Raw genomic sequence first — 25,226 nt, forward strand, 5'->3', positions numbered from 1 at the left:
AGCGGCCTGCGGCTGGTCCGGGCGGCACTCCGGACCAGCCCTGGCAGGTCAGGACTCGCGTCGTCCCGCAGCCAGGTGCTTGCGGCCACGACGCAGCAAGGCGATGCTGCCGTGCAGGAAGTCCTCCTCGGTCAGCACCTGCTCAAGGTCGGCGACCTTGACGTTGTTGACACTGACCCCACCCTCGCCGACAAGTCGACGCGCAGCGCCTCGACTGTCCGCCAGACCGGTTGCCACCAGGGCGTCGATAATCGTCGCGCCCACCGAGACCGGCCCGCCCGGCAGCTCGGCCGTGGCATCCGACAGGGTGCGCGCGTCGATCTGCGCCGGCTCACCCTTGCCGAAGAGCACCTGGCTGGCCGCCTGGACCTGGGTCGTGGCCTCAACCCCGTGCACCAGCGAGGTAACATCCGAGGCCAGGGCGCGGTGTGCCTCGCGCAGGTGGGGCCGCTCCTGCGTGGAGCGTTCCAGCTCCTCGATCTCCTCCGGCGTGCGGACGGTGAAGACCTTCAGGAGCTTGACCACCTCGGAGTCGGCGACGTTGATCCAGTACTGGTAGAAGGCGTAGGGGCTGGTCATGTCGGCGGACAGCCAGACGGCGTTGCCCTCGGACTTGCCGTACTTCTGCCCGTTCTCATCCGTGAGGAGCGGGGTGGTCATCGCGTGCACGCTGGCGCCCTCCACGCGGTGCACCAGGTCGACGCCGGCGGTGAGGTTGCCCCACTGGTCCTGGCCACCCGTCTGCAGGGTGCACCCGTGCTCGCGGAACAGGTGCAGGTAGTCCAGGGCCTGCAGGATCTGGTAGCTGAACTCGGTGTAGCTGATGCCCGCCTCGCTCTGCAACCGGGCCGCAACGGCCTCCTTGCGGATCATCTGGTTGACCCGGAAGTGCTGGCCGATGTCGCGCAGGAAGTCCAGGGCGGACATCGGGGCGGTCCAGTCGAGGTTGTCCACCAGCGTGGCGGGGTTGTCCCCTTCAAAGTCCACGAAGGGTCGCACCAGGTCCTTGATGCGCGCGACGTTGGCCGCGGTCTGCTCCTTCGTCTTCAGGACCCGCTCGCTGGTCGGCTTGGGGTCACCGATCTGCCCGGTCGATCCTCCGACCAGCACGAGGACCCGGTGGCCGGCCCGCTGCAGGTGCCGGAGCATCACCAGCTGCACGAGGTTGCCGAAGTGCAGTGAGGGAGCTGTGGGATCGAAGCCGCAGTAGACGGTGATCGGTCCGTCGGCCAGCGCCTCACGCAGCGCGGTCTCGTCGGTAGTCTGCGCCACCAGGCCGCGCCACTGAAGTTCGTCAAAGATGTCGCTCACTGCTACCTCGGGTCTCGTACGGTCTGTGCTCGAACTGGGCCATTGTCGCGCGTCAGGGAGGCGGGCGACGACACGGCCCACTCACTGGCGCTGCCGCAGCGGGGCGGCGGGACGATACGGGGACACCGTGGGCTCGTCGCGCAACCAGAACCGCCAGGGGTATGCCGTGCCGTCCCCGCCCACTCCGCGCACCCCGACCCTGGGGCCGGTCGCGATGGCACCAGGGTCAGGGGGGCCGTCCGGCGCCACCAGCCGGACCGCACTGCCGCCGAGGAGATCGGCCCCGTAGTCATTCATGGTGAGCCCGAGCGCCTTGGCCAGCCGGGCGGGTCCTCGGGCCAGGTCCCGGTCCGAGGGCACCTGCCCGGTGCGCGCGGACGTCCTGCGGCTGCGTGCCTCATCCAGCCCCGTGAGGACCTCACCCGCCCGCAGCAGGACCGCCTGGGACTCCCCGTCGGTGCCGCAGACGACGTTGGCGCAGGTGTGCATGCCGTAGGTGAAGTAGACGTAGAGGAAGCCAGGCGGGCCAAACATCACCCGGTTGCGGTCGGTGGGTCCACGGAAGGAGTGTGATCCGGGGTCCTGCTCCCCGGCATACGCCTCCACCTCGGTGAGCCGGACGGTCACGCCATCGTGCTCGATCACCGCACCGAGCAGGTCCGGTGCCACCTCGAGGGCAGGCCTGGCCAGGAACTCGACGGCGACCAGGTCCGGCCGGCCCGACCGGTCAGTCATGGATGCGCGGCAGGTCCTCGACCCAGTGACGGGACAGGGCGATCGTCTTGATCAGATGGGTCCGCTGCGCGCTGACCCGCGCCGGTGCCGTGCCGCCCCGGGCATCGCGCGAGGCGATCGACCCAGCAACGGACAGCACGGACCGGACACCGGGCGTGAGGTGCTCGCTGATCCCGGCCAGGTCCTCATCGCTGAGATCCTCGAGTCCTATGCCCCGCTTCTCGCACACCCGCACGCACTCACCGGCCACCTCGTGCGCGATGCGGAAGGGCACTCCCTCGCGGACCAGCCACTCGGCGATGTCGGTGGCCAGGGAGAAGCCCTGCGGTGCGAGCTCCTCGAGACGCTCGGGGTGGAAGGTGAGGGTCTCGACCATCCCGCTCACAGCGGGGAGCAGGACCTCCAGGGTGTCGATCTGGTCGAAGACCGGCTCCTTGTCCTCCTGCAGGTCACGGTTGTAGGCCAGGGGCAGGCCCTTGAGCGTCGCGAGCAGCCCGGTGAGGTCGCCGATCAAGCGCCCCGCCTTGCCGCGTGCCAGCTCGGCCACGTCCGGGTTCTTCTTCTGCGGCATGATGCTCGAGCCGGTGGAGTAGGCGTCGTCGAGGGTCACGAACCCGAACTCGGCGGTCGCCCAGAGGATCACCTCCTCGGAGAGCCGGGAGATGTCGACGGCGATCATCGCCATCACGAAGGCGAACTCGGCCGCGAAGTCCCGGCTGGCCGTGCCGTCGATGGAGTTCTCCACCGAGGTGGCCATGCCCAGGTCGTGCGCCACCGCCTCGGGATCCAGCCCCAGCGAGGAGCCCGCGAGAGCCCCTGAGCCATAGGGCGAGACCCCCGCGCGCTTGTCCCAGTCACGCAGCCGGTCCACGTCGCGCAACAGCGGCCAGGCGTGCGCCTGCAGGTGGTGCGCCAGCAGCACGGGCTGGGCGTGCTGCAGGTGGGTGCGCCCGGGCATCGCGACCTCAGGGTGTCGGGCGGCCTGGGCCACCAGCGCTTCGGCGACCGCCAGCACCTTGGCGCCGAGGACGCGGGCCTGCTCGCGCAGATACATCCGGAAGAGCGTGGCCACCTGGTCGTTGCGCGAGCGCCCGGCGCGCAGCCGACCGCCGACGTCCGCGCCGACTCGCTCGATCAGCCCCCGCTCGAGCGCGGTGTGCACGTCCTCGTCCTCGGGAGCGGGCACAAAGTCACCGGACTGCACGTCGGCCAGCAGGCGCCGCAGCCCGTCGAGCATCGTCGCCAGGTCCTCTTCGGTGAGTAGCCGGGCCTGGTGCAGCACCCGTGCGTGGGCTCGTGACCCGGCGATGTCGTAGGGCGCCAGACGCCAGTCGAAGTGGGTCGAGCGGGACAACTCGGTCAGGGCATCGGCTGGGCCGCCGGCAAAGCGGCCGCCCCAGAGGCTCAGGGTCATGGCTCCATTGTGTCTGGTGAGAGGTGCGCGGTATGCCGTGGGGCCGGTGCGCGCGAACGCGCCAGCACCTCCGGTGAGGTCAGCGGTCGGCGTCCTGGCCGGCCAGTGCGAGGAAGCGACGGGCCACCTGCTCCCCGCCGTCCGGGTCCAGGGTGATGACCAGGATCGTGTCGTCACCGGCGATGCAGCCCAGCACGTCGGGGTTGTCGCTCCGGTCGATCGCCGAGGCGAGATACTGCGCGGCGCCCGGCGGGGTGCGCAGCACGGCCTGGTTGCCCGTGGCTCGCGCGGAGACGAGCAGCTCCTCGCAGAGGCGGGCCAGCCGGGTGCCGTCCTCGGCCGAGGCCGCACGCAAGGTCTGGTCACCGCCCTGGGCGGGCACGGCATACACCTGGCCGCGGCCCTTGCGCACCTTGACGGCACCGAGCTCGAGCAGGTCCCGGGAGAGCGTCGCCTGGGTGACCGAGATGCCGTCGCGGGCCAGGAAGTCCAGCAGGTCGGACTGCGAGGCGACGGCGTGCCGGTCCAGCACATCAACAATTCGTTGGTGGCGTGCGGCACGGGTCGTCGGAATCCCCCCGGACGGCAACTCTGCTGTGCTCACCCGCACAACTATACAAGTTGCCGCATAGTCATACGTGCCGCCCTCAGGCCAGGGGGTCGTCCTCGCCCCAGGGCCGCAACCGCAGCATGCGCTCACCGTCGCCCAGACCGCGGGCCGACTTGGCGCGCAGCACGTCCAGGTCGTCGGCACCGGCGCGCACCATGCGCCCCGAGAAGCCGTCGAGTTCACCGTCGGCCAGCGCGAGCGCCAACGCGGTCAGATCCGCTGGGTCCGTCCACTCGCTCCGGTCCCGGTGCATCTCCATGCTGTGCGTCATGTCGGTCTCGATGACGCCCGGCGCCAGGTCGAAGGCGAAGACGTGGTGCTCGGCGCCCGCCAGCGCCACCCCGCCGGTCAGCCGGGCCAGGGCTGACTTGCTGGCGTGGTATGCCGTCAGGACCGCGCTCTCCCGCGTCCCCGAGCCGCTGTTGAGGTTGATGATCCGTCCGCCACCGGCGGCGATCATGTGCGGCACGACGGCGCGGGTCACCAGGAACGGGCCACGCACGTTGGTCTCCATCACCTGCCACCACTGCTCGGGGTCCGCCTCCCAGAGCGGGACCTCGCGCTCGACCAGTCCGGCGTTGTTGACCAGCAGGTCGATGCGCCCGTGCTGGGCGATCACGTCGGCCACGACCTCGTCGACCGCGGCCTCGTCAGTGACGTCACAGGCCGTGGTCGGCGCTCCTGTGGGGTCGTCGGCTCCGCTGCGGGACAGGCCGACGACCTCCCACCCGGCGCCGCGCAGGGCGCCGGCCAGGTGCGCACCGATGCCCCGTGAGGCACCGGTGACCAGGGCGACCCTCGGCATACTCATCGCTGCACCGCGCGGTGGTCCTTGGCTGCTCGGGCCACCGCCGCATCGCGCGCCGCGTTGACCTCCTCGGTCTTCAGCGTCCGGTCATCGGCACGAAAGGTCAGGTGGAAGGCCAGGCTCTGCTGGTCGCTGCCGATCTGGTCGCCGCGATAGACGTCAAACAGACGCACCGACTCCAGCAGCTCGCCTGCTCCGGCGCGCACCGACTCGAGCAGGTCACCGAAGCTGACGCTGCGGGAGACGGTCAGCGCGATGTCGGAGCCGGCGGGTGGGTGGTTGGACATCGGAGCGCCCTGGGCGCGGCGGTCACTGGCCGCGATCAGCACGTCCAGATCCAACTCGGCGGCGACGGTGCGCTCGGGGACGCCGAGCGCCTTGACGACCTTGGGATGCAGCTCACCGGCCCACCCGACCGTCGTGCCGTCGGGCAGCGCCAGCTCGACGCATCGGCCGGGGTGGAAGGGCTCGCGCTCGGTCTGTCGGCGCTCGACACTCACCCCGAGGGCGTCGCAGATCGCGTGGGCCCAGCCCACGACATCGGTGACGTCGGTGGTGCGTCCTGTGCCCCACCAGCCGGCGCGCTCGGCCTGGCCGGTGGCGACCATCGCGACGTGCAACGGCTGATGCGGGACGGCGGCGCGGATCTCGTCCAGCACCGCGTCGTCCGGCTTGACCCCGACTCCAGGAACCGGCGCCTTGCGAGCCAGGTCCGGCAGAGTGACGGTGTCGATCTCGAACAGTGCGACGTCCTTGGCCCCGCGCCCCAGGTTGCGGCGCACTGCATCCGGCAGTGTCTGCAGCAGCTGCGTGCGCATCAGTGGCGCCTCGTCGGACAGCGGGTTGGCCAGCCGCACCGCGTGCCGGCGCTGGTCGTCCTCGCCCAGACCCAGGTCCTCGAAGCGGGACTCACCGACAAACGGATAGGTCAGCACCTCGTCCAGGCCCTGGCCGGCCAGGGCTGCGGCCACGGTGCGGCGCGCACGCTGCGCGTGCGTGAGGCCACGTCCACCCGGCGCGGTCGGCAGGACGGACGGGATCTTGTCATAGCCATCGATCCGCGCGACCTCCTCGACCAGGTCGGGCGGGGTGGTCAGGTCGGGACGCCACGAGGGCGGGGTGACGGTGAGTATGCCGTCGCTCGCCTCCGTGACCGTGCACCCGATGGTCTCGAGGATCTCGCGCACCCGCTCGGGGGTGTAGTCCACCCCGACATAGCGCGTCGGCATCGTGACGTCGAAGGTGATCGACTCGGGGACACCGACCTGGCCAGCGTCGGTCACGGCCGGGTCGGCGGTGCCTCCGCCGAACTCGACCATGAGCTCGACCATCAGCTGGGCCGCCTGTGGGGCGAGCTCGGTGTCGACCCCGCGCTCGAACCGCTTGGACGCCTCGCTGGAGAGGCGGTGCCGGCGCGCGGTGCGGGCCACCGTCCTGGGGTCGAAGTGCGCCGCCTCGATAAGCACGTCGGTGGTGGTCTCGCTGACCTCGCTGGAGGCCCCACCCATCACGCCGGCGATGCCGAGCACGATCTCCCCGCCGTCCGTGATCAGCAGGTCCTCAGGATCCAGCGTGCGCTCGACATCGTCGAGGGTGGTCAGCTTCTCCCCCGCGCGGGCGCGGCGCACCACGATCGGCCCGGTGACCTTGTGCAGGTCATAGGCGTGCGTCGGCTGGCCGAGCGCGAGCATGACGTAGTTGGAGATGTCGACCGCAAGGCTGATCGGACGCATCCCCGCCTCAGTCAGTCGGGTGACCATCCATGCCGGTGTCGGCGCCTGCGGGTCCAGCCCGCGCACGATGCGAGCGACGAACCGGTCGCAGCCGGGCGCACCGTCGAGCGGCGACTCGTCGCGCAGTTCGACGCCGAAGCCGTCAGCCGTCGCAGCGGGTGCCGTCAGCGGCTGCTCCTGACCGTCGACGACCCGCACCAGCGCGGGGTCGCGATAGGCGACACCAGTGCTGTGGGAGTACTCCCTGGCGATGCCGCGCAGTGAGAAGCAGTAGCCGCGGTCGGGCGTGACGTTGACCTCGACGGTCTCCCGGTCCAGGCCCAGCAGTGGGATGGCGTCCTGGCCGGGCTCCAGTCCCTCAACTCCAGCGCCCAGCCAGTCGGTGAGCACGATGATGCCGTCGTGGTCGTCACCGAGACCGAGCTCCAGGGAGGAGCAGATCATGCCCGCGCTGATGTGGCCATAGGTCTTGCGCGCGGAGATCTCGAAGTTGCCGGGCAGCACCCCGCCGGGCAGGATCACCGGCACCAGGTCGCCGACCGCGAAGTTGTGGGCACCGCAGACGATGCCCTGCGGCTCCCCCGTGCCGTTCGCGTCACCGACGTCGACCAGGCACCAGTTGATGGTCTTGCCGTTCTTCTGCTCCTCCGGAGTCATCTCCAGGACGCGCCCGACGACGAGGGGCCCCCGCACGTCACCGCCGTGCAGGCCCTCCTCCTCCAGGCCGACCCGCACCAGGTCAGCGGCCACCTGGGTGCCGTTCGTGCCTGCTGGCACCTCGGCATACTCCCTGAGCCAGTCAAGGGGAACCCGCATCAGATCTCCATCCCGAACTGCGCGTTGAAACGCACGTCTCCCTCGATGATCTCCCGCATGTCGGCCAGGTGGTTGCGGAACATCAGCGACCGCTCGATCCCCATGCCGAAGGCGAAGCCCTGATAGCGCTCCGGGTCGACCCCGCAGGCGCGCAGGACGTTGTGGTTGACCATGCCGCAGCCGCCCCACTCGATCCAGCCGGTGCCGCCACACGTCCGACAGTCGGGGTCCTCGCCACGACAGACGAAGCACTGGAAGTCCATCTCGGCGCTGGGCTCGGTGAACGGGAAGTATGCCGGGCGCAGCCGGGTCTTGAGTCCGTCACCGAACAGCGCGCTGGCCAGGCGGTCCAGGGTGCCCTTCAGGTGGGCCATGGTCAGGCCCTCGTCGATCGCCAGGCCCTCCATCTGGTGGAAGACCGGGGTGTGCGTGGCGTCGAGTTCGTCGGTGCGAAATGTCTTGCCCGGCACGGCGACATAGAGCGGTGCGCCGCGCTCGAGCAGGGAGCGGGCCTGGCCGGGTGAGGTGTGGGTGCGTAGGACGATGCCGGCGTCCGCGGGGTCGACGAAGAACGTGTCCTGCATCTGGCGGGCCGGATGGTCCTTGTCGAAGTTGAGCGCGTCGAAGTTGAACCACTCGGCTTCCACGCCAGGGCCCTCGGCGATCTCCCAGCCCATGCCGACCATGACGTCAGCCATCCGCTCGGCGGTCAGCGTCAGCGGGTGCCGGTGCCCGAACGGGCGACGGTCCGGTCGCACCGTGAGGTCCATCGCCTCTTCGACTAGGATCCGCTCGTCACGCTCGGCCTCCAGCTCGGCCTGGCGGCTGGCGAGGGCCTTGTTGACCTGCCCGCGGGCCTGGCCCACGCGCTTGCCGGCTTCGGCCTTCGCGCTCGGCGGCAGGGCCCCGATCTCCCGGTTGGCCAGCGCGAGCGGGCTCTTCTCCCCCGCGTGCGCGATGCGGGCGGCCTTGAGCTCGTCGAGGCCCTTGGCGGCGGTGATGGCAGCGAGCGCGTCGGTGACGTTGCTCTCGATCGCTTCGGGGTCGAGGGCGCTCACCTCGACAGGGTCATAGTTGGTGTTGGGTCCGGACACGCGCCCGAGTCTAGGCAGTGGTCTCCAGGTTCCCGAAGTTGGTTTCCTGCTAAGGGCCGGCCGAGGCCAATCGTGAAGCATGTCCCGTGTCATGATGAGTCCGGAGGTGGGGCGTGGGACAGGCAATGACACGGCGACGCGGTCGAGACGCTCGCGTGCGCGGTGGTGTGGGCGCTGGCATACACTGGGGCGTGGGCGCAGCCCTGCTATCTGTGCTGGTGCTGACAGGGTGCGGCGGGATCAGCGACGACGAGCGGGCTCAACTGCACACCGACGCCCTCGACGAAGGGGGCTGCGAGGACCTGTTGTCCGGTCCAGCGATGGGTGAGCTCACGGGGTCCCAGGGGTCGTTCCGGCTCACCGAGGTCGGTGGCGTCGATGCCTGCCAGGCGCTGATCACCAAGGCCGGCAGTCGCGTCACGGCGGTGCGGTTGCCTGCCTCGTCGTGGGCGCAGAGCCAGACCCTGACGTTTCAGGATCTGCTCGACCCTGCGACCTCGGACCCCGAAATTACCGCCCTCGTCGAGAAGGCGTCCGGCGCCGGTGTCTCCGACGACGAGGCGTGCACCCTCTTCGCCGCGCTGTCCGAGGCCACCCACCCCGACGCCGGGTCCGTCGTCATCACGACCTTCCCGCTCGGTGGCCTGGAGGTCGCGTCGGCCCAGGCGTGCGCCGATGGCGAGTTCGCGTTGCTCAACATCGAGACGGCCGGGTCGATCGAGCTCACCGATGCACTGCGGGCCGACTTGCAGGCTGCACTCGACGAGATCCGCCCCGGCGAGCTCTGAGTCCGGGCCTTCGTGCCGCTCACCCTGCACGTCCGTGCCACCCACCCTGCCGCGCCTTCGTGCCGCTCACCCTGCCGCGACCCTTCGTGCCGTTCACCCTGCGCTCCTTCGTGCCGTCCGCCCGGCCCACATCGTCGCCACCTCGACGAGTGCAGCGGATATTCGCAGGATCTCGTCGAAAGCGGCGAATATCCGCTGCACTCGTCGTCGAGTTGCACGGTTAGTTGCGGCCCGGGAAGTAGCGCCGCCAGGTGTCGTCCCTGGGCCCGACCGAGATGCCGCGGGCCCGAAAGATGCGTCGCAGCCGTTCGACGGTGTCACCCGGAGTGGCATAGATGTCCTTGCTGACGAGGCTCACAATCCGCCACTCCGCGTCCTCGAACTCTTCACGACGGCCGATGTCGGCCTCCCAGTTCTTCTCCCGCTCGATGTGGTGACGACCGTCATACTCCACAGCGGTGCGACTCGCCCGGTCACCGGCGTCCAACCTCCGCACGAGCCTGCCGTACTCGTCATAGAACCTGATATCCGTCTCCAACTCGGGCAGACCAGAGAAGACCCGCAGCAGACGTCCTCGGGTCTCCATCGGCGAATCGACCCCGCTTCGCACCAGACCAGCCGCCTCCCTGGCACGTCGGCACCCCCGACCTTTGGCAGACTCGCAGCCGGAGACAAGGTCCTCGGGTGTGTTCCGGTCCTTCTTGACCAGGCTGTCCCCCAAGATGACGAGATCGACGAGGTCGAGGACACGTGCAAGGTCAAGAAAGGTGTCGAGCGCGCTGGTGACCGGCATGCCTCGGAAGCTGACCGGATCGCGTGTCGAAGCGTGCACGAGCATGTCCCGACGTGTTGAACGGGCCGCGCCTCTCGGCACACTGACGTGCAGTCGTGATTCGTGCGGCACGATGCCTCCCCAGAGCCGGGCCGCCGTGTGGTGCGACACGAAGGCACCACGTGCCCCCGCGAGAACAGCCGCTCGTGCCTCGATCACCGCGTCGACATTTACCTTGGCGTGGACGTAGATCCCATGGAGGAGTTTGCGGAACTCGGGTGACTCCAGCGCGCGAGTCGTGATGCCAGCCTCACGGCCACGCGAGTGGGTGAAGGGCTGGGTCACCAGTGCTGGCCATCCAAAGAACGGGCCACCAACTGCTGCGCGGCGTCGAGTGCCGGTCTGCGTGGCGCCACCTTTCGCTTCCGGCATCCGGCCGGTCTTCGTGGCGCCACCTCTCGCTTCCGGCATCCGGCCGGTCTTCGTGGCGCCACCTTTCGCTTCCGGCATCCGGCCGGTCTTCGTGGCGCCACCTCTCGCTTCCGGCATCCGGCCAGCCTGCACTGTGTAGGCGTGGCCGACGCCACTTATCCACAGCCCAAGGCCCAAAACGGGATCCGTGCCGTCGTCGAACAGGCAAAGTCCTCGACGAGTGCAGCGGAAGTTCGCAGTTATGTCGTCGATTCCGCGAATATCCCCAGCACTCGTCGACGCGCACCGTACGCCAGGTGAGGACCGGGTGGGGTGCTGAGGACGGGGAGCCAGGTGAAGACTGGAGGGCGGTCAGGACGGAGCCAGGTGAGGACCGGGGGGGGTGCTGAGGACGGAGCCAGGTGAAGACCGGAGGGCGGTCAGGACGAAGTCAGGTGAGGACCGGGGGCGTAAGGACCGGGGGCGGTGACGGCGGGGTGGCTGTGGTCGTGTGACGGCGGGTGGCTAGTCGTGCCAGGTGAAGGCCAGTCAGCGCGCCGAAGCGGAAGCGTGCAGGCAGACCGTGGCGGCCATCGCCAGGTTGAGGCTCTCGGCGCGGACGATGGGGATCGACACCACGTTGTCGCAAAGGTCACGGACTTCGGACTCCAGGCCCCAAGCCTCGTTGCCCATCACCCAAGCGTGTGGGACCGACAGGTCGACGTCCGGGAGGGACGTCTCGCCCGAGCCGTCAGCAGCCAGCACCCGGAGCCCGGCCTGCTGGCAGGCTGCCAGCAGTTCTGGGATGGGCGTGCCGACGCTCACCGGCAGGTGGAAGAGTGATCCGACGGTGGAACGCACCACCTTGGGGTTGTAGATATCGACGCTCGCGTCGCTCACGAGCACGGCCGCGGCTCCGAAGGCGTCGGCCGCACGCAGGACCGTGCCGGCGTTGCCGGGGTCACGCACGTTGGTCAGCACGACGACGAAACCGTCACCAACAGCGGACAGCGTCTCCGCGAGCGGCACGTCGATGGGAGTGGCGACCGCGATCATTCCCTGCGGGTGCGCGGTGTCGGTCATCGCCGCAAGCACCTCGTCGCTGCAGAGGTGGATGCGCAGGCGCCGTCGGCCGGGGTCTTGGCGCGAGGCCGACTCAGGGCGCCGGACAGTCTCGGCCGACTGAGCGCTGAGGCCCTCAGCCAGCTCCACGATGCCGGTATGCCGCTCGGCCGACGAGGAGGTGAGGTACAGGTCTGAGGCGGCGTGCCCGGCATACGACAGCAGTTCCCGCACGGCCTGCGGGCCCTCCACGACAAAGAGGCCCTGCCGCTGACGGACAGCACGACGGCCCAGGGACCGGACCGACCGGACCCGCTCGCTGCGAGGGTTGCTCAGCAACGGCAGATCGGTGGTCACAGTGCCCTGAGCCGTCGTGATGGAGCCGTCGGGATGATGCGGTGGCTCAGGCGGCAGACGTGTCGTCGGCCTTGGCGTCAGCCTGCGCCGGGACGTTGGCACGAGCGATCTCGACCAGCGCGGTGAACGCGGCCTCGTCGTGCACGGCCAGCTCGGCCAGCATGCGACGGTCGACCTCGATCTCGGCAATCTTCAGACCCTGGATGAAGCGGTTGTAGGTCATGCCGTTGGCGCGGGCCGCAGCGTTGATGCGCTGGATCCAGAGACGACGGAAGTCACCCTTGCGGGCGCGACGGTCACGGTAGCTGTAGACCAGCGAGTGAGTGACCTGCTCCTTGGCCTTGCGGTAGAGGCGCGACCGCTGGCCCCGGTAGCCGCTGGCGCGCTCGAGAACAACCCGGCGCTTCTTATGGGCGTTGACCGCCCGCTTCACGCGTGCCACGTGAGTACTCCTTTAGTTGGTGGGGTGCTGGCTCAGCGGCCGAGCAGCTTCTTGGCGGTCTTCGCATCCGGGGGGGACAGGACCTTGTCGTTGGCCAGGCGACGGGCCGCGGTGGCGGTGCGCTCCTGGAACTTGTGGACGTGGCGGGCGCGCTGGTGCATGATCTTGCCCGTCCCGGTCACCCGGAAGCGCTTCTTGGCGCCGCTGTGCGTCTTCATCTTCGGCATGTGCCGATCTCCTTGTTGCTCGTTGCGGCCCGACCGGGCCGCTTCCCTTGCGTTGAAAACTCTGCGTGGAACGTGTGCTGAGTCAGCTGGCCGTGCTGGTCTCGGTGCTCTCGACCTCGGTGCTCTCAACCTCGGTGCTCTCAACCTCGCTGGCCGCGTCCCCCGGAGTCTGGTCCTGCTGCGCCTCAGCGTCGTGGGCGGCCTTCTCCGCACGCTTCTCATTGCGCACGGCGGTCTTCTTCTTGGCCGGCCCGAGGACCATGACCATGTTGCGACCGTCCTGCTTGGGCGAGGACTCGACAAAGCCGAGCTCGGCCACGTCCTCGGCCAACTTCTGCAACAGGCGGAAGCCCAACTCCGGACGCGACTGCTCGCGACCGCGGAACATGATCGTCACCTTGACCTTGTCGCCACCCTTGAGGAAGCGAACGACGTGACCCTTCTTGGTCTCGTAGTCGTGGCTGTCGATCTTGGGGCGGAGCTTGATCTCCTTGATGATCGTGTTGACCTGGTTCTTCCGCGCCTCACGGGCCTTCACGGCGGCTTCGTACTTGTACTTGCCGAAGTCCATGAGCTTGGCGACCGGTGGGCGCGCCATCGGAGCCACCTCGACCAGGTCGAGATCGGCTTCGGCGGCCAGGCGCAGCGCGTCTTCGACGCGCACGATCCCGACCTGCTCACCGTTTGGGCCAACCAACCGCACTTCCGGGACCCGGATGCGGTCGTTGATTCGAGGCTCGCTGATTGCTTACTCCTTCGTTCATGCCAGTGGACACCCCGGAACGAAGAGAGGCCCCTCGTCACGGTGCACGAGAGGCCTGAGTGCCGCCATCAGGAGGTATGCCGATCAGTTGCCTCGGCAGCCACCTCGCCCTTGCGGGCGGCGGTCCAGTTGACCCGGCAACCCTGGAAGGTCGACGCGGGTGGAAGCTCAGAGCCTCACTTGCACGATGTCCCGGAGTGCTAGCGCACGTCAGAACATCTGGATGGCCCAATGCTAGCAGGATCGGGTGCGGCAGTCCGAATCACCCGGCTGAGATGTTGAACGCAAGCGCGTCAATGCGGGCACGGATCTCACCGTCGAGCGCGATCCGCTCCCCCACACGCTGGGCCAACTGCTGCAGGCCCTCAGGTGTCAGGCCGGGGCGCAGCATCAGATCGAGGCGGAGTGCACCTCCGGGCGCCCCGGCGAGAGTCACCGCGCGCACGTCAGGCTCGTCCGCCACCGCTGCTTCCACGCCCGAACGCACCTGTGGGTCACGGTGCGGAGGGACCCAGGCCTGGCCCATCGCCAGGGACCAGACCATCGACCCGCGGAGGATGGCGTAGCTGGGGGCACCGACGTCGAGCACGATCTCGTGGCAGCCCTCCTGGACCGCCGCCTGGGCAGCCCGTTGCGCAGCCACCGGCACCGGGCGGGCGGAGGCGTCCCAGTCCGCGAGGGTGGCCAGGCTGGTGAAGGCGGGCAGAGCCTTCTGCCCGTCCGGGGCCAGCAGCGTCACCGCAGCCATGTCGCTGCTGGCGTCGCTGACCAGCCCGTTGACTTCGGTGGTCTCTCCCGCCACGGCAACGACGGGGACCAACAACCGCGCTCGGGCGACCAGCTCGACCAGTGCCGTGTCGGCATCAAACGCTGCCTCGACGTCGTCGTTGGCACCCAGTCCTCCCTGGCCCCCGTGTGGTCCGCCCTGTCGGGCAGTGAGCAGCTCCAGCAGCTGGGCATCGGCCGTGCCGGTGTCACCGTCGAAGCCGGTGCTGGTCAGCTGACGGCCCGCCCACGGGGTGCCTCCCGTGTCGGTCCCGGCCTCGGGGTCGTGCCCGGAGAACCGTCGCCGGATCCGCTCCTCGGCGGCTGCACCGTCACTCATCCTGGGTTCCATCCCCTCCACCGTAGTCAACGTCACCCTCAAGGCCACCGCCGGAAGCCATCAGGGCCGACCCCGATCAGCGGCAGCCACCTCAAGGGCTTCCTCGAGCGTGAACGCCCCGTGATAGAGCGCCGCGCCCAGCACCACACCGCTGACCCCGGCGTCCGCCAGGGTCCGCAGGCGCGCCAGGTCGTCGAGCGAGGCCACCCCACCGGAGGCGATGACCTGACCGTCGACGCGCTCGGCGACATAACGGAACAGGTTGTCGTCCGCCCCGTGCAGGCTCCCGTCCCGGCTCGCGTCGGCCACGACATACGTCCGGCAGCCGATCCCATCGAGGTCGAGCAGCACGTCATCCAGGGAGCCCAGCCGGAGGTCGCTTCCGCGGGAGACGACCTCGTGGCCACGCACGTCGATGCCGACCGCGATGCGCTCAGTGTGCTCGCGGACCACCTCTCGCACCCACTCCCGTTCCCGCAGAGCAGAACTGGCCAGGTTGATCCGGGCCGCGTTCGTGCCCAGCGCGACCGCGAGTGATGCCTCATCGAAGATCCCTCCCGACACCTGCACCGGGACGTCGTGCGCCGCCGTGAGCGCAGCGATCAGGGCCGCGTTCTCACCCCGCCCGAATGCACGGTCCAGGTCGACCAGGTGCAGCCACTGGGCCCCCTCGGCAACCCAACGCGCCGCGACGCGTGCAGGGTCGTCATCACCGTCACCCACGACCTGACTGGCGCGACCGCCAGAGATGTCGACAGCGGGCAGCAGCGTGAGACCGTTGCTCACGCCTCCAACTCCTGGCGCAGCCGCACCGCGTCCCGCACGGCGTCGTTGAAGTAGCCGACCTCCTTGGGCGCGGGCAGGACGGAGACTGCCCCCGGCAGGTCGGCCACCCCGCTCGCATCCACCATCAGCCGGGCGCCGGGCAGCTCCAGCACGGCGACCACCGCGGCCAGGAGTCGATCCGGCTGGACATACAGCTCGTGCAGGATCTCGACTAGTTCGCTTCGTGACCCCCCGCCAGCCACCCGCTGCAGGCTCACCGGACCGGCCTGCGGCAGCCCCGGTGGCGCGACGATGCCACGCTCCGGCTCCCACACGACCCACCGGATGCCTCCGCGGCCCCTGGTCTGCAGGGTGATGATGGCCCGACCGTCAACAACCCAGAAGCCCAGTGCCGGGCCGAGTTTGCGCGGGATGGGGCGGCTGGCAGTGACCATCGTCCCGTCGGCATACGGCGGATCGGCAAAGGATGCGCCCTCAGGGAAGACCGCGGTCCAACCGTCCATCGGGGCAACGGTCGCGGGGACCACACCCTTGCGGATCCAGGCGCTCACCTCAGGCACGGAGCCGCGCAGGAGGAGCAACCCGGCTGGATCGTCCCCGGTGTCGGGGCGGGGACTGGTGCTCACCGGACCATCCTACGAACAGGTGATGCCATCCGACGCGAGGCGCCCGAACCCTCGCGACTGTCAGCGGGCCCCGAGTTAACGGGACGACCCCGCCAGAGCACCCCGGCATCGCGAAGACGTGAGGCCAGCGACCACGTCCGCGCAGCACCGAGGCGTCCTCCTCCGAGATCAGCCCGGCAACTTCACGTCACTCAGCCCACCCAGCCCGAGCTTGAAGTGCCTGCGCGGGTCGGCACCGCAGGGCAGGCGCTCCCCTCCATCCGCGCCTTCAACCGCCGGATGTCGCCCACCGCACCCTGGTCGAACCCCTCGTCGTGCCAGCCCAACGGCTGGACCAGCGCGCTGAACCACACCGCAGGCTGTGGACACGCGGGGCCTGCTCCGATAGGGTGTGGTGTACGTCACTATGATGACTCGGGAGGGGTGCCGATGAGAATAGGATTACCCATGGGAATCGCCGATAATCTTCAGCATCCGCTGACTCAAGCGATCGCAGCGCAGGCGCTGACTGACTCCGGACCCGTCAGTTGTGGCGCAAACGTTGCTGCCGTGCGCGGTCAGCAGCAGTTGTACGGCAACAGGTTGGTCCTCAAAGTCAACACACAAGTAGTCTACGACAACCACAATGTCTATTCGGTCGTCCGAAGTTCGACCTTGACTGGCAATCGGACTTGGTATGGGACGTCGAACTCACTTCATTACGATGGCACCTACGGGCTGTGCCTCCCTCCCGGATCGTGACGGCGGCACGTCCCACTGGTAGTCGACTTTCGGCGCCAACACTGGGGAGTCTGGCCTGCGTGGCCGTTCTGGCCGGTTGTGCTAGCAGCAGCGGATCACTATCGAGCACATCTCCCAGCAACTCCGCTGTGAGTGCGCCGGGCGCGTCCGAGACGCCCTCTGCGGCCTCAGACCAGCCAGCCAAGGCCACATCGGGATACTGGGATCCGCACTCCTGGAAGCCGCGCGTGGAGACTGTGGCACCGACGTACTCGGACGAGGAACTGGCCTCTTACTATGAAGAACGCCTCGTGGCAACGGCTGACGAGAGGAACCAGTCACCCATCCCCGAGGTCTCTCTCATCCGGTGGAGCATGGGCAGCAATGAATACGCCGCCAACATGGCCACCTGTCTCCAAGAGGCAGGTTTTCCGGCTGTGCTCGAAGGCCGGGACTATTATTTTGAGCCGGGCGTACCCGCGGCACAGCAGGACGCGCTCAACCGTGCGTCATTCGTGTGCAACGGCCAATACATGATGCACCCGATCTATGGCTACGGCTGGACCGACGAGCATGTTGGCGTCGTGTACGACTATTGGGTTGAGTACTACATCCCGTGCATGCGTGCCCACGGGCACGAAGTCAGGGACGACGACAAACCCAGCAGAGAGGCCTATGTTAACGCTTTCAACACCGCGCAACGCATCCACTGGTGGCCCAATGAATGGAGCGCACTGCTCCCCAAGACCGAGCGCGTCGAGATGGAACAGATCTGCCCCCAGTATCCACCCGACGAGGTCCTCTTCGGACAGTAGGCGCGGCAGCAGCCGCGATGGGTCACCGGTGGCGTGAGCGCTGACCGCCAGGACCCGCGCTGCCAGGCGAACGCTCGTGCCCCAACGGACCGCCGTAGAACAACTGCTCCACGACCTGCCGGCACCGCCGGGCTGTCCGCCGCCACTCCTCTGCCAGTTCATTGCCGTGCCCGGGTGGGCGCCCGAGGATTCGCGAGATCCCCTCGGCCTCGCGGCTGTCACTGGGCACCGAATCGACCGCACGCCCACGCCAGAGCACACCGGCATCGCGCAGGCGTGAGGCCAGCGTCCACGACCGGCGCAGCACCGAGGCGTCCTCCTCCGAGATCAAGCCGGCCTCGACCGCGGCATTGAGCGCCGCGAGGGTGCCTGTCGTGCGGAGACCGTCGTGCTCGTGGGCGTGCTGCAGCTGAGTCAGCTGCACCACCCACTCCACATCGCTGAGACCGCCCAGGCCCAGCTTGAAGTGCGTGCGCGGGTCGGCGCCGCGCGGCAGCCGCTCCCCCTCCATCCGCGCCTTGAGCCGTCGTATGTCGCGCACCGCACCCTGGTCGATTCCCGCGTCGGGCCAGCGCAACGGCTGGATCAGCTCGGCGAACCGCTGCGCCAGGTCCTCGTCCCCGGCCAGCGTGCGGGCACGCAGAAGTGCTTGGGACTCCCACCCGGCCGACCACCGCTCGTAGTAGACGGTGTAGGACTCAAAGCTGCGGACCAACGGGCCGGACTTGCCCTCCGGACGGAGGCTGGCGTCGAGCTCGAGGACCGGGTCCGGCCCGTTGCCGGACAGGCCCTTGCGCAGGGCGGCGATGATCTCCGACGCCTGCTCGCCCGCTCCCCCGCCGCTGCCCTCAGCACCCTCGACCGGTTCATAGACATACATCAGGTCGGCGTCGCTCGCGTAGCCCAGCTCCCGGCCCCCGAGCCGGCCCATCCCCACGATGAGCATCCGCACCGCCGGCTGCCCGTCGCCGATCACGGCACGCGTGGCCACTGACAGAGCAGCGGCCAACAGCTCGTCCGTGAGCTCAGTGAGGGCAGCGCGCAGCGCAGGTTGATCCACCACGCCCACCAGGTCGGCCAGCACCAGCCGCAGCAGCTCCTTGGCCCGGACCGCGCGGACGGCCTGAAACCCGTCGGCCGGGTCCTCGTGTCGCTCGGCGGCCGCAGTCATGCGGGCGCGCAGGGTCTCCCGGCTCAGCGGCTGGAGCCCGGTCGAGTCCCCCAGCAGGGAGACCGAGCCTGGGGACCGGATCAGCAGCTCCACGGCATACCGGCTGGTGGCGAGCACGTGCGCGAGACGCTCTGCGGCACTGCCCTCGTCGCGGAGCATCTTGAGATACCAGTGGGTGGTGCCCAGGGTGTCGCTGATCCGACGGAAGGCCAGCAGGCCGGCATCGGGGTCGGCGCCGTCGGCGAACCAGCCGAGCATGACCGGCAGGAGGTGGCGCTGGATGGTGGCCCGGCGGGAGACGCCGTCGGTGAGGGACTCCAGGTGACGCATCGCGCCAGCGGGATCGCGGAAACCGAGAGCGGAGAGTCGCTCCCGCGCGGCCTCGGGCGACAGACGCACCTCGTCCGGGCTCAGCTTGGCAACGGCCGCCAGCAATGGCCGATAGAAAAGTCGCTCATGGAGTCGGCGGACCTCGCGCTGCTGACCCTTCCAGCGCTGCACGACCGCGGAGGCAGGATCTCGCCGCTCTCCCAGGGACCGTCCCAGGTGCCGCTGCTCAGCCTCGGTGGAGGGCATCAGGTGGGTGCGGCGCAGGCGGCGCAGCTGCACCCGGTGCTCCAGAACCCGCAGGAAGCGATAGGCCTCATCGAGGGCGGCCGCGTCATCGCGCGCGACATAGCCGCCGTCGCGCAGCGCACCGAGAGCCTCCAGCGTGGTGCCCGAGTGCAGCTCCTCGTCGGTCCTGCCGTGGACCAGTTGGAGCAGTTGCACGCTGAACTCGATGTCCCGCAGGCCGCCCGGCCCGAGCTTGAGCTGCCACGGGGCCTCCGCCGCAGGGACGTGCTCCTCGACCCGGCGGCGCATCGCCTGCACGTTCTCGACGAAGCCGTCCCGCGCGCTGGCCTCCCAGACCAGGGGCCGCACCAGGTCGAGCCACTGCCGGGACAGCTCCTCGTCACCGGCCGCGTGCCGCGCCTTGAGCAGCGCCTGGAACTCCCAGGTCTTCGCCCAGCGCTGGTAATACTCCCGGTGGGACTCCATCGAGCGCACCAGCGGGCCGTTCTTGCCCTCCGGGCGCAGCGCCGCGTCGACCTGCCACAGGGAGCCCTCGGAGGTGGACTGGCTGCAGATGCGCACCACCGCGGTCGCGAGCTTGGTCCCGACCGTCATGGCCTCATCGACCGTGGAGTATGCCGCGTGCTCGCCCGCGGCGTCCCCCTCACCGACCGTGCCGCGCGGCGCCGCGAGGAAGACCACGTCGACGTCCGAGATGTAGTTGAGCTCGCGCCCGCCGGTCTTGCCCATCCCGATGACCGAAAAGCTCACCTGGTCGGCGTCCTCCGTCTCGGCGCGCGCCAGCACCACAGCCGCCTCGAGCGCGGCGCACGCCAGGTCCGCCAGCGCCGCCGCCACCTGCGGCAGCAGCTCGACCGGGTCCTCGGCGACCAGGTCGGTCGCGGCGATCTGGACCAGCTCTCGACGGTAGGCGACCCGGAGTGCGTCCATCCCCTCCCGACCCTCGAGGCCCTCGACCGCCGCGATCAGCCGTGCGTCCAGCTCCTCCGCGGTCGGCAGGGGCCGACCCCGACCGAATGGCTCCGGGTCGGCGACGACCGCGGCGTGCTCTGGGTGGCGCACCAGGTGGTCACCCAGGGCGGTCGAGCCGCCCAGCACCGCCAGCAGCCGGTCGCGGGCCGTGCCCGCCTCGCTCAGCAGCGCGCCCCTCGCCGGGTCGGCCTCGACGAGGCGGACCGCGGCGAGCACCGCCTGGTCGGGGTCTGCGACGACCGACAGGGCTGAGGTGAGGTCCTCGCGGTCCGCCTCGCCCGGCATACTCTCCAGCAGCTCGGTGAGCAGCCGGTCAGCGCGACGGGCGTCGGTGAACCCGGCCCGGACCAGGTTCCCCGGCGGCGGGGTGGGCGTGCTCACAGCCGGACCAGATAGCGATCCAGCTCGAAGGGGGTGACCTGGGCGCGGTAGTCGTACCACTCCTGGCGCTTGTTGCGCAGGAAGAAGTCGAAGACCGTCTCGCCGAGCGTCTCTGCGACCAGCTCGCTGGACTCCATCACCTGGATCGCCTCGGACAGTGACTGCGGCAGCTCGTCGATGCCCATCGCCCGGCGCTCACCGTCGGTCAGCGCCCACACGTCGTCCTCGGCCTCCGGCGGCAGCTCATAGCCCTCCCGGACGCCCTTGAGCCCCGCGGCCAGGATCAGCGCGAAGGACAGATAGGGGTTGCAGGCGGAGTCCAGGGAGCGGATCTCGATGCGGCGGCTGTGGCCCTTTCCGAAGCTATACATCGGCACGCGGACCAGGGCGCTGCGGTTGTTGTGGCCCCAGCAGACGTGCGCCGGAGCCTCCCCGCCGCCCCAGATGCGCTTGTAGGAGTTGACCCACTGGTTGGTGACCGCGGTGATCTCGCGGGCGTGGCGGAGCACCCCGGCGGTGAACCGGCGCCCGGTCTGGCTGAGCTCGTAGTTGGCGGTCGGCTCATAGAAGGCGTTGCGGTCGCCCTCGAAGAGCGAGACGTGGGTGTGCATCGCCGAGCCCGGCTGCCCCGCAAGGGGTTTGGGCATGAAGGAGGCCAGCGCCCCGTGCTGCAGCGCAACCTCGCGGACCACGGTGCGCATCGTCATGATGTTGTCGGCCATCGACAGCGCGTCGGCATAGCGCAGGTCGATCTCGTTCTGCCCGGGGCCGCCCTCGTGGTGGGAGTACTCCACCGAGATACCCATCTTCTCCAGCATGGTGATCGCGGCGCGGCGAAAGTCGTGGCCGTCCCCGCGGGCGACATGGTCGAAGTAGCCGGCCTGGTCGATCGGGATCGGCCCGACCTTGGCGTCGTAGGGCTCCTTGAACAGATAGAACTCGATCTCGGGGTGGGTGTAGAACGTGAAGCCGTCCTCGGCCGCCGAGTCCAGCGCCCGGCGCAGCACGTTGCGGGAGTCGCTGGGGGCCGGGGTGCCGTCCGGCATCCGGATGTCACAGAACATCCGCGCCGTGCCCGGATTGTCGCCGCGCCACGGGATCACCGTGAACGTGCTCGCGTCCGGCTGCACGATCATGTCGGCCTCGTAGACGCGGGTGAATCCGGCGATGGCGCTGCCGTCGAAGCCGATGCCCTCGGCGAAGGCCTGCTCGAGCTCGGCGGGCGCGACGGCCACCGACTTCAGCGCGCCGAGCACGTCGGTGAACCAGAGCCGGACAAACCGGATGTCCCGTTCCTCGATGGTGCGGAGGACATATTCCTGCTGACGATCCATGCGCTCATCCTGCCGTATGCCGAGGGGCTTGGTGCCGGGAACCCGCCTGCCCTACTCAGCGCACGCACGGCGGGTCTGGCCTCATCGACGCCGGACCACGCGAGTCATCGCGAGTTGCCGCCATACAGTTCCTCGTCAGGTGGCTCCCATTCACACTTCACGAGGCCCACGTCCACACCCTCGTAGGCAGTCCAGTACTCCACGCCGGTGCGCGCATATCGTTCAACGAACGACTCGAACGTCGGAGCGGGCGACGGGGTGAGGCCCTCCTCGTGAAGACATGCGCTGACTTCTTTAACGTTCCAGTCGTACAACATGCGGAGCTGCTCAAGAGTGAACGGCTCAAAGTACTTCTCGTCGAGCGGGTACATCGCGAAGCACTCGTACGAGGCGAGGTTCATCGCTTCTTCCTGCTCAGCCTGAAACGGGATGGCCACCTGCCCGTATCTGTCTACCGTCGACGGGAAACCCTTGGACTCCATGCATTCGCGCGTGACCTGATCCACTTCGTCCATCGACACTGTGCGCACGGTATTAACGGCCGGAGGGTCGCCCGCAGTACCCAAGGTCTGCCAGTAATCACTCTTACGCTGCTCCAAACCTGTCGCGCTGGATGGCTGCACGCTCTTGAGCGCATCTTCCAGCACGGCGTCCATTGTTGTCTCCTGGCCGTCGACAGGAGTTACAGGACTCCCAGCAGTTCGTGACTCTTCAATAGATGGGCCCAGGGAACATCCAGTCAAGATTATGGCCGTACACACGAGCCCACTCATTCCTGACACGGACTGGCCGTGCCGACGTTTTGTGGACGAAGCGTTCAAGGAAGATTTCACGCTGGACGCTGAACACAGGGGGATTGGAAGGATTGCCAAGCTTCATATGGCGTAACCACCGCCGGGTTGTCACGGAACGTCGGGGTCATCACCGACGTGCCCAGCACCAGACGCTCGGTCTGCGCGTCCGCCGCCGACAGCCACGCGATCGCGAACGGCGCGTGACCCCCGTCGTAGCGCCATGGCTGGAAGTGGTCACTGACAAAAGGCCGAGTCCGCCCGCACCGCGCCCGCCGACGCGCCATGTCAGGTGTCGACCGTGAGTCGGATCGACACCACGTCGCCGACGTCCAGCTCCTCGGCACGCTGCACGACCGCCTTGATAGGCACGATGTAGCCGCCGTCCTTGGGAAAGAGCGACGTCGTCCAGGTGGTCGCCCCGATCCGTGCAGTGACGGGGATCATGCCCCAGCCATAGGTCACCTGCCGCGAGATCGCCGCCAGGTCGGCCGCCTGGTCCTCGGGGACGGTGACGAAGTGGTGCGGCGTAGGACCGCGCCAGAACCAGATCTCACCGCTGAACTCGAGCTCCACGGCGCCCGCGAGGTCAGCCGTTGAGCGGGTTGTTGTCGGTGTGGTTGGCGTCGGCGTCGCCGGTGTCCCACTCCCGCTCGCGGCGCTCAGCCTCGTCCCACTCCTCGGTGCGCTTGCGGGCCGCCTCCAGGGCACCCGCAGCCTCTGACTCAGTCTCGTAGGGGCCCATCAGGTCACCGCCGCGGGCGCGACCCGGGTCGTCGTGGGCCTCGACCTTGCCGGTCTTGACGTTGAACCAGTAGGACATCACTGCACTCCTTGCCGTCGGGACCTGTTGCCTAGACTCCACCGTATGCCGAGCACTACCGCAACCGTTGCCCCCGGACGGGTCTCCCCGCGCCGCGCCGTCCCCGCCTCCATCACCCGACCGGAGTATGTCGACCGCCCGGCCCCGGCGAAGTTCACCGGATCGGAGGTCAAGACCGCCGAGACCATCGAGCGGATGCGTCTGGCGGGCCGACTCGGAGCCCAGACCCTGGCGGAGGTCGGCAGGGCGGTCGCCCCCGGCGTGACCACCGACGAGCTCGACCGGATCGGTCACGAGTTCATGCTCGACCACGGGGCCTACCCCTCAACCCTGGGCTACCGCGGCTTCCCCAAGTCCCTGTGCACCTCGGTCAATGAGGTGATCTGCCACGGCATCCCCGACTCCCGACCCCTCGAGGAAGGTGACATCGTCAATGTGGACGTGACGGCATACATCCACGGGGTGCACGGTGACAACAACGCGACCTTCCTGGTCGGCGATGTCGACGAGGAGTCCCGCCTGCTCGTCGAGCGCACCGAGGAGTCGCTGCGTCGGGCCATCAAGGCGGCCCTGCCGGGGCGGCCGATCAACGTCATCGGGCGGGTCATCGAGTCCTATGCCAAGCGCTTCGGCTACGGCGTGGTGCGCGACTACACCGGTCACGGGATCGGCGAGAGCTTCCACTCCGGGCTGGTCATCCCGCACTACGACGCGGCCCCGGAGTACTCCCAGCTCATCGAGCCGGGCATGACCTTCACCATCGAGCCGATGCTCAACCTGGGCACGCCCGACTGGACCGAGTGGGAGGACGGTTGGACAGTGGTCACCGCCGACCTGCGCCGGTCCGCGCAGTTCGAGCACATGATCCTGATCACCGAGACGGGCAACGAGATCCTGACCCTGCCCTGAGGCAGTCAAGCGACTACCGTGCCACTGTCCACAACCGATGAGGAGACACGCATGAGCACAGCGACCGGCAAGGGTCTGATCCTGGGCATCGACATCGGCGGCAGCGGCATCAAGGGCGCGCCGGTCGACCTGGCCAAGGGTGAGTTCGCGGCCGAACGGGTCCGCATCGACACCCCCAAGAAGGCCAAGCCCGAGGACGTCGCGGAGATCGTCGCCCAGATCGCGGACGATTTCGCGGACGAGCTCGGCAAGGACTCCCCCGTCGGTGTCACCGTCCCGGCCGTCGTGCATCACGGGGTCACCAAGAGCGCGGCCAACATCGACGACTCGTGGATCGACACCGACGCCGACAAGCTATTCACCAAGGTGCTGGGCCGTCCGGTGCTGGTGATGAACGATGCGGACGCCGCCGGCCAGGCCGAGATGCACTTCGGGGCCGGCCAGGACCGTGCCGGTGTCGTGCTGATGACCACGCTCGGCACCGGCATCGGTTCGGCGCTCTTCCTCAACGGTCAACTGGTGCCGAACACCGAGTTGGGCCACCTCGAGCTGGACGGCAAGGAGGCCGAGGACCGCGCCGCCTCCAGCGTCCGCGAGGACAAGGACCTGTCCTGGGAGGAGTGGGCCGAGCGGCTGCAGGACTTCTACCGCCACGTGGAGGACCTGTTCTGGCCCGATCTGATCATCGTCGGTGGCGGTGTCTCCAAGAAGGCCGACAAGTTCCTGCCGCTGCTGGACCTGCGCACCGAGATCGTGCCCGCACAACTGCGCAACGACGCCGGCATCATCGGCGCGGCGTGGCAGGCCTCCCAATTTTCATAGTGGTTTCGTCCTCCGACCCCGCATTTTGAGAGAGGTTTCGTAGCTCGCACGC

24 protein-coding genes and 1 pseudogene are annotated in these 25,226 nt (G+C 68.8%); 4 read left to right on the top strand and 21 right to left on the bottom strand.

Features of this window, described 5'->3' with window-relative positions:
- Window positions 1-48: 48 nt before the first annotated feature.
- From tyrS to pheS, 7 genes are all read right to left on the bottom strand, one after another.
- Window positions 49-1,311 (bottom strand): tyrosine--tRNA ligase, encoded by a 1,263-nt coding sequence (tyrS, locus tag FNH13_RS11930; RefSeq protein WP_143783619.1) that lies wholly within the window; start codon window positions 1,309-1,311, stop codon window positions 49-51.
- A gap of 81 nt (window positions 1,312-1,392) precedes the next feature.
- Window positions 1,393-2,046 (bottom strand): DNA-3-methyladenine glycosylase, encoded by a 654-nt coding sequence (locus tag FNH13_RS11935; protein ID WP_143783620.1) that lies wholly within the window; start codon window positions 2,044-2,046, stop codon window positions 1,393-1,395.
- Complete coding sequence (gene argH / locus FNH13_RS11940) at window positions 2,039-3,460, bottom strand: argininosuccinate lyase (RefSeq protein ID WP_143783621.1); 1,422 nt, start codon at window positions 3,458-3,460, stop codon at window positions 2,039-2,041. Before argH ends, FNH13_RS11935 begins: the two co-directional genes overlap by 8 nt.
- A 79-nt stretch (window positions 3,461-3,539) precedes the next feature.
- Window positions 3,540-4,064: an arginine repressor gene (locus FNH13_RS11945; protein ID WP_228266375.1), complete on the bottom strand. Its 525-nt coding sequence runs from the start codon at window positions 4,062-4,064 to the stop codon at window positions 3,540-3,542.
- Window positions 4,065-4,107: 43 nt separating this feature from the next.
- Window positions 4,108-4,881 carry an SDR family NAD(P)-dependent oxidoreductase gene (locus FNH13_RS11950; protein WP_143783622.1) on the bottom strand — a complete coding sequence of 258 codons (774 nt, stop codon included), beginning with the start codon at window positions 4,879-4,881 and terminating at the stop codon, window positions 4,108-4,110.
- The gene (gene pheT / locus FNH13_RS11955; RefSeq protein ID WP_143783623.1) at window positions 4,878-7,427 is read right to left on the bottom strand and encodes a phenylalanine--tRNA ligase subunit beta; all 2,550 of its coding nucleotides are present in this window, start codon (window positions 7,425-7,427) and stop codon (window positions 4,878-4,880) included. The genes FNH13_RS11950 and pheT overlap by 4 nt, the downstream gene beginning before the upstream one ends.
- Entirely contained in the window at window positions 7,427-8,521 is a 1,095-nt protein-coding gene (gene pheS / locus FNH13_RS11960) for a phenylalanine--tRNA ligase subunit alpha (protein ID WP_143783624.1), read from the bottom strand. Before pheS ends, pheT begins: the two co-directional genes overlap by 1 nt.
- A 191-nt stretch (window positions 8,522-8,712) precedes the next feature.
- Between pheS and FNH13_RS11965 the strand changes: the two genes are divergently transcribed.
- On the top strand, window positions 8,713-9,309 hold the full coding sequence (locus FNH13_RS11965) for a hypothetical protein (protein ID WP_143783625.1): 597 nt from the start codon (window positions 8,713-8,715) through the stop codon (window positions 9,307-9,309).
- 220 nt (window positions 9,310-9,529) lie between these two features.
- Here FNH13_RS11965 and FNH13_RS11970 read toward each other — a convergent pair whose 3' ends face one another.
- The 8 genes from FNH13_RS11970 to FNH13_RS12005 form a co-directional block, all read right to left on the bottom strand.
- Window positions 9,530-10,513, bottom strand: coding sequence for a hypothetical protein (locus FNH13_RS11970; protein WP_143783626.1), 984 nt, complete (start codon window positions 10,511-10,513; stop codon window positions 9,530-9,532).
- Window positions 10,514-11,041: 528 nt separating this feature from the next.
- Window positions 11,042-11,911 (bottom strand): TrmH family RNA methyltransferase, encoded by an 870-nt coding sequence (locus FNH13_RS11975; protein WP_228266376.1) that lies wholly within the window; start codon window positions 11,909-11,911, stop codon window positions 11,042-11,044.
- 46 nt (window positions 11,912-11,957) lie between these two features.
- Complete coding sequence (rplT, locus tag FNH13_RS11980) at window positions 11,958-12,353, bottom strand: 50S ribosomal protein L20 (protein ID WP_143783627.1); 396 nt, start codon at window positions 12,351-12,353, stop codon at window positions 11,958-11,960.
- Between the two features lie 32 nt (window positions 12,354-12,385).
- A complete protein-coding gene (gene rpmI, locus FNH13_RS11985; protein WP_143783628.1) occupies window positions 12,386-12,580 on the bottom strand; it encodes a 50S ribosomal protein L35 in 195 nt (64 codons plus the stop codon).
- Between the two features lie 82 nt (window positions 12,581-12,662).
- The gene (gene infC / locus FNH13_RS11990) at window positions 12,663-13,325 is read right to left on the bottom strand and encodes a translation initiation factor IF-3 (RefSeq protein WP_143783629.1); all 663 of its coding nucleotides are present in this window, start codon (window positions 13,323-13,325) and stop codon (window positions 12,663-12,665) included.
- Between the two features lie 280 nt (window positions 13,326-13,605).
- Window positions 13,606-14,448: an SseB family protein gene (locus FNH13_RS11995; protein ID WP_143783630.1), complete on the bottom strand. Its 843-nt coding sequence runs from the start codon at window positions 14,446-14,448 to the stop codon at window positions 13,606-13,608.
- A gap of 60 nt (window positions 14,449-14,508) precedes the next feature.
- Window positions 14,509-15,234, bottom strand: coding sequence for a HisA/HisF-related TIM barrel protein (locus tag FNH13_RS12000; RefSeq protein ID WP_143783631.1), 726 nt, complete (start codon window positions 15,232-15,234; stop codon window positions 14,509-14,511).
- Window positions 15,231-15,860: a hypothetical protein gene (locus FNH13_RS12005; RefSeq protein ID WP_143783632.1), complete on the bottom strand. Its 630-nt coding sequence runs from the start codon at window positions 15,858-15,860 to the stop codon at window positions 15,231-15,233. Before FNH13_RS12005 ends, FNH13_RS12000 begins: the two co-directional genes overlap by 4 nt.
- A gap of 968 nt (window positions 15,861-16,828) precedes the next feature.
- Between FNH13_RS12005 and FNH13_RS12010 the strand changes: the two genes are divergently transcribed.
- Window positions 16,829-17,395 (top strand): hypothetical protein, encoded by a 567-nt coding sequence (locus tag FNH13_RS12010; protein WP_143783633.1) that lies wholly within the window; start codon window positions 16,829-16,831, stop codon window positions 17,393-17,395.
- Window positions 17,396-17,417: 22 nt separating this feature from the next.
- Here the strand turns inward: FNH13_RS12010 and FNH13_RS12015 are convergent, their stop codons facing one another.
- The 6 genes and pseudogenes from FNH13_RS12015 to FNH13_RS12040 form a co-directional block, all read right to left on the bottom strand.
- Window positions 17,418-20,495, bottom strand: a complete 3,078-nt coding sequence (locus tag FNH13_RS12015) for a bifunctional [glutamine synthetase] adenylyltransferase/[glutamine synthetase]-adenylyl-L-tyrosine phosphorylase (protein ID WP_143783634.1) — start codon at window positions 20,493-20,495, stop codon at window positions 17,418-17,420.
- Window positions 20,492-21,829, bottom strand: a complete 1,338-nt coding sequence (locus FNH13_RS12020) for a glutamine synthetase family protein (protein ID WP_143783635.1) — start codon at window positions 21,827-21,829, stop codon at window positions 20,492-20,494. The genes FNH13_RS12015 and FNH13_RS12020 overlap by 4 nt, the downstream gene beginning before the upstream one ends.
- Before the next feature lie 104 nt (window positions 21,830-21,933).
- Window positions 21,934-22,485: a hypothetical protein gene (locus tag FNH13_RS12025; protein WP_143783636.1), complete on the bottom strand. Its 552-nt coding sequence runs from the start codon at window positions 22,483-22,485 to the stop codon at window positions 21,934-21,936.
- Window positions 22,486-22,715: 230 nt separating this feature from the next.
- Window positions 22,716-22,868, bottom strand: a pseudogene (locus FNH13_RS19585) (F420-dependent glucose-6-phosphate dehydrogenase); the annotation flags it as partial.
- Between the two features lie 40 nt (window positions 22,869-22,908).
- Window positions 22,909-23,196 (bottom strand): DUF1905 domain-containing protein, encoded by a 288-nt coding sequence (locus FNH13_RS12035; protein WP_143783638.1) that lies wholly within the window; start codon window positions 23,194-23,196, stop codon window positions 22,909-22,911.
- A 13-nt stretch (window positions 23,197-23,209) separates the two neighbouring features.
- Entirely contained in the window at window positions 23,210-23,443 is a 234-nt protein-coding gene (locus FNH13_RS12040) for a methionine aminopeptidase (RefSeq protein ID WP_143783639.1), read from the bottom strand.
- Window positions 23,444-23,488: 45 nt separating this feature from the next.
- Between FNH13_RS12040 and map the strand changes: the two genes are divergently transcribed.
- Both map and ppgK read left to right on the top strand, forming a co-directional pair.
- Window positions 23,489-24,352 carry a type I methionyl aminopeptidase gene (gene map, locus FNH13_RS12045; RefSeq protein ID WP_143783640.1) on the top strand — a complete coding sequence of 288 codons (864 nt, stop codon included), beginning with the start codon at window positions 23,489-23,491 and terminating at the stop codon, window positions 24,350-24,352.
- A gap of 51 nt (window positions 24,353-24,403) precedes the next feature.
- On the top strand, window positions 24,404-25,174 hold the full coding sequence (gene ppgK / locus FNH13_RS12050) for a polyphosphate--glucose phosphotransferase (protein ID WP_143783641.1): 771 nt from the start codon (window positions 24,404-24,406) through the stop codon (window positions 25,172-25,174).
- The last annotated feature ends 52 nt before the right edge of the window (window positions 25,175-25,226 follow it).

It is taken from the genome of Ornithinimicrobium ciconiae, assembly GCF_007197575.1.
GTDB classification, from domain to species: Bacteria; Actinomycetota; Actinomycetes; order Actinomycetales; family Dermatophilaceae; genus Ornithinicoccus; species Ornithinicoccus ciconiae.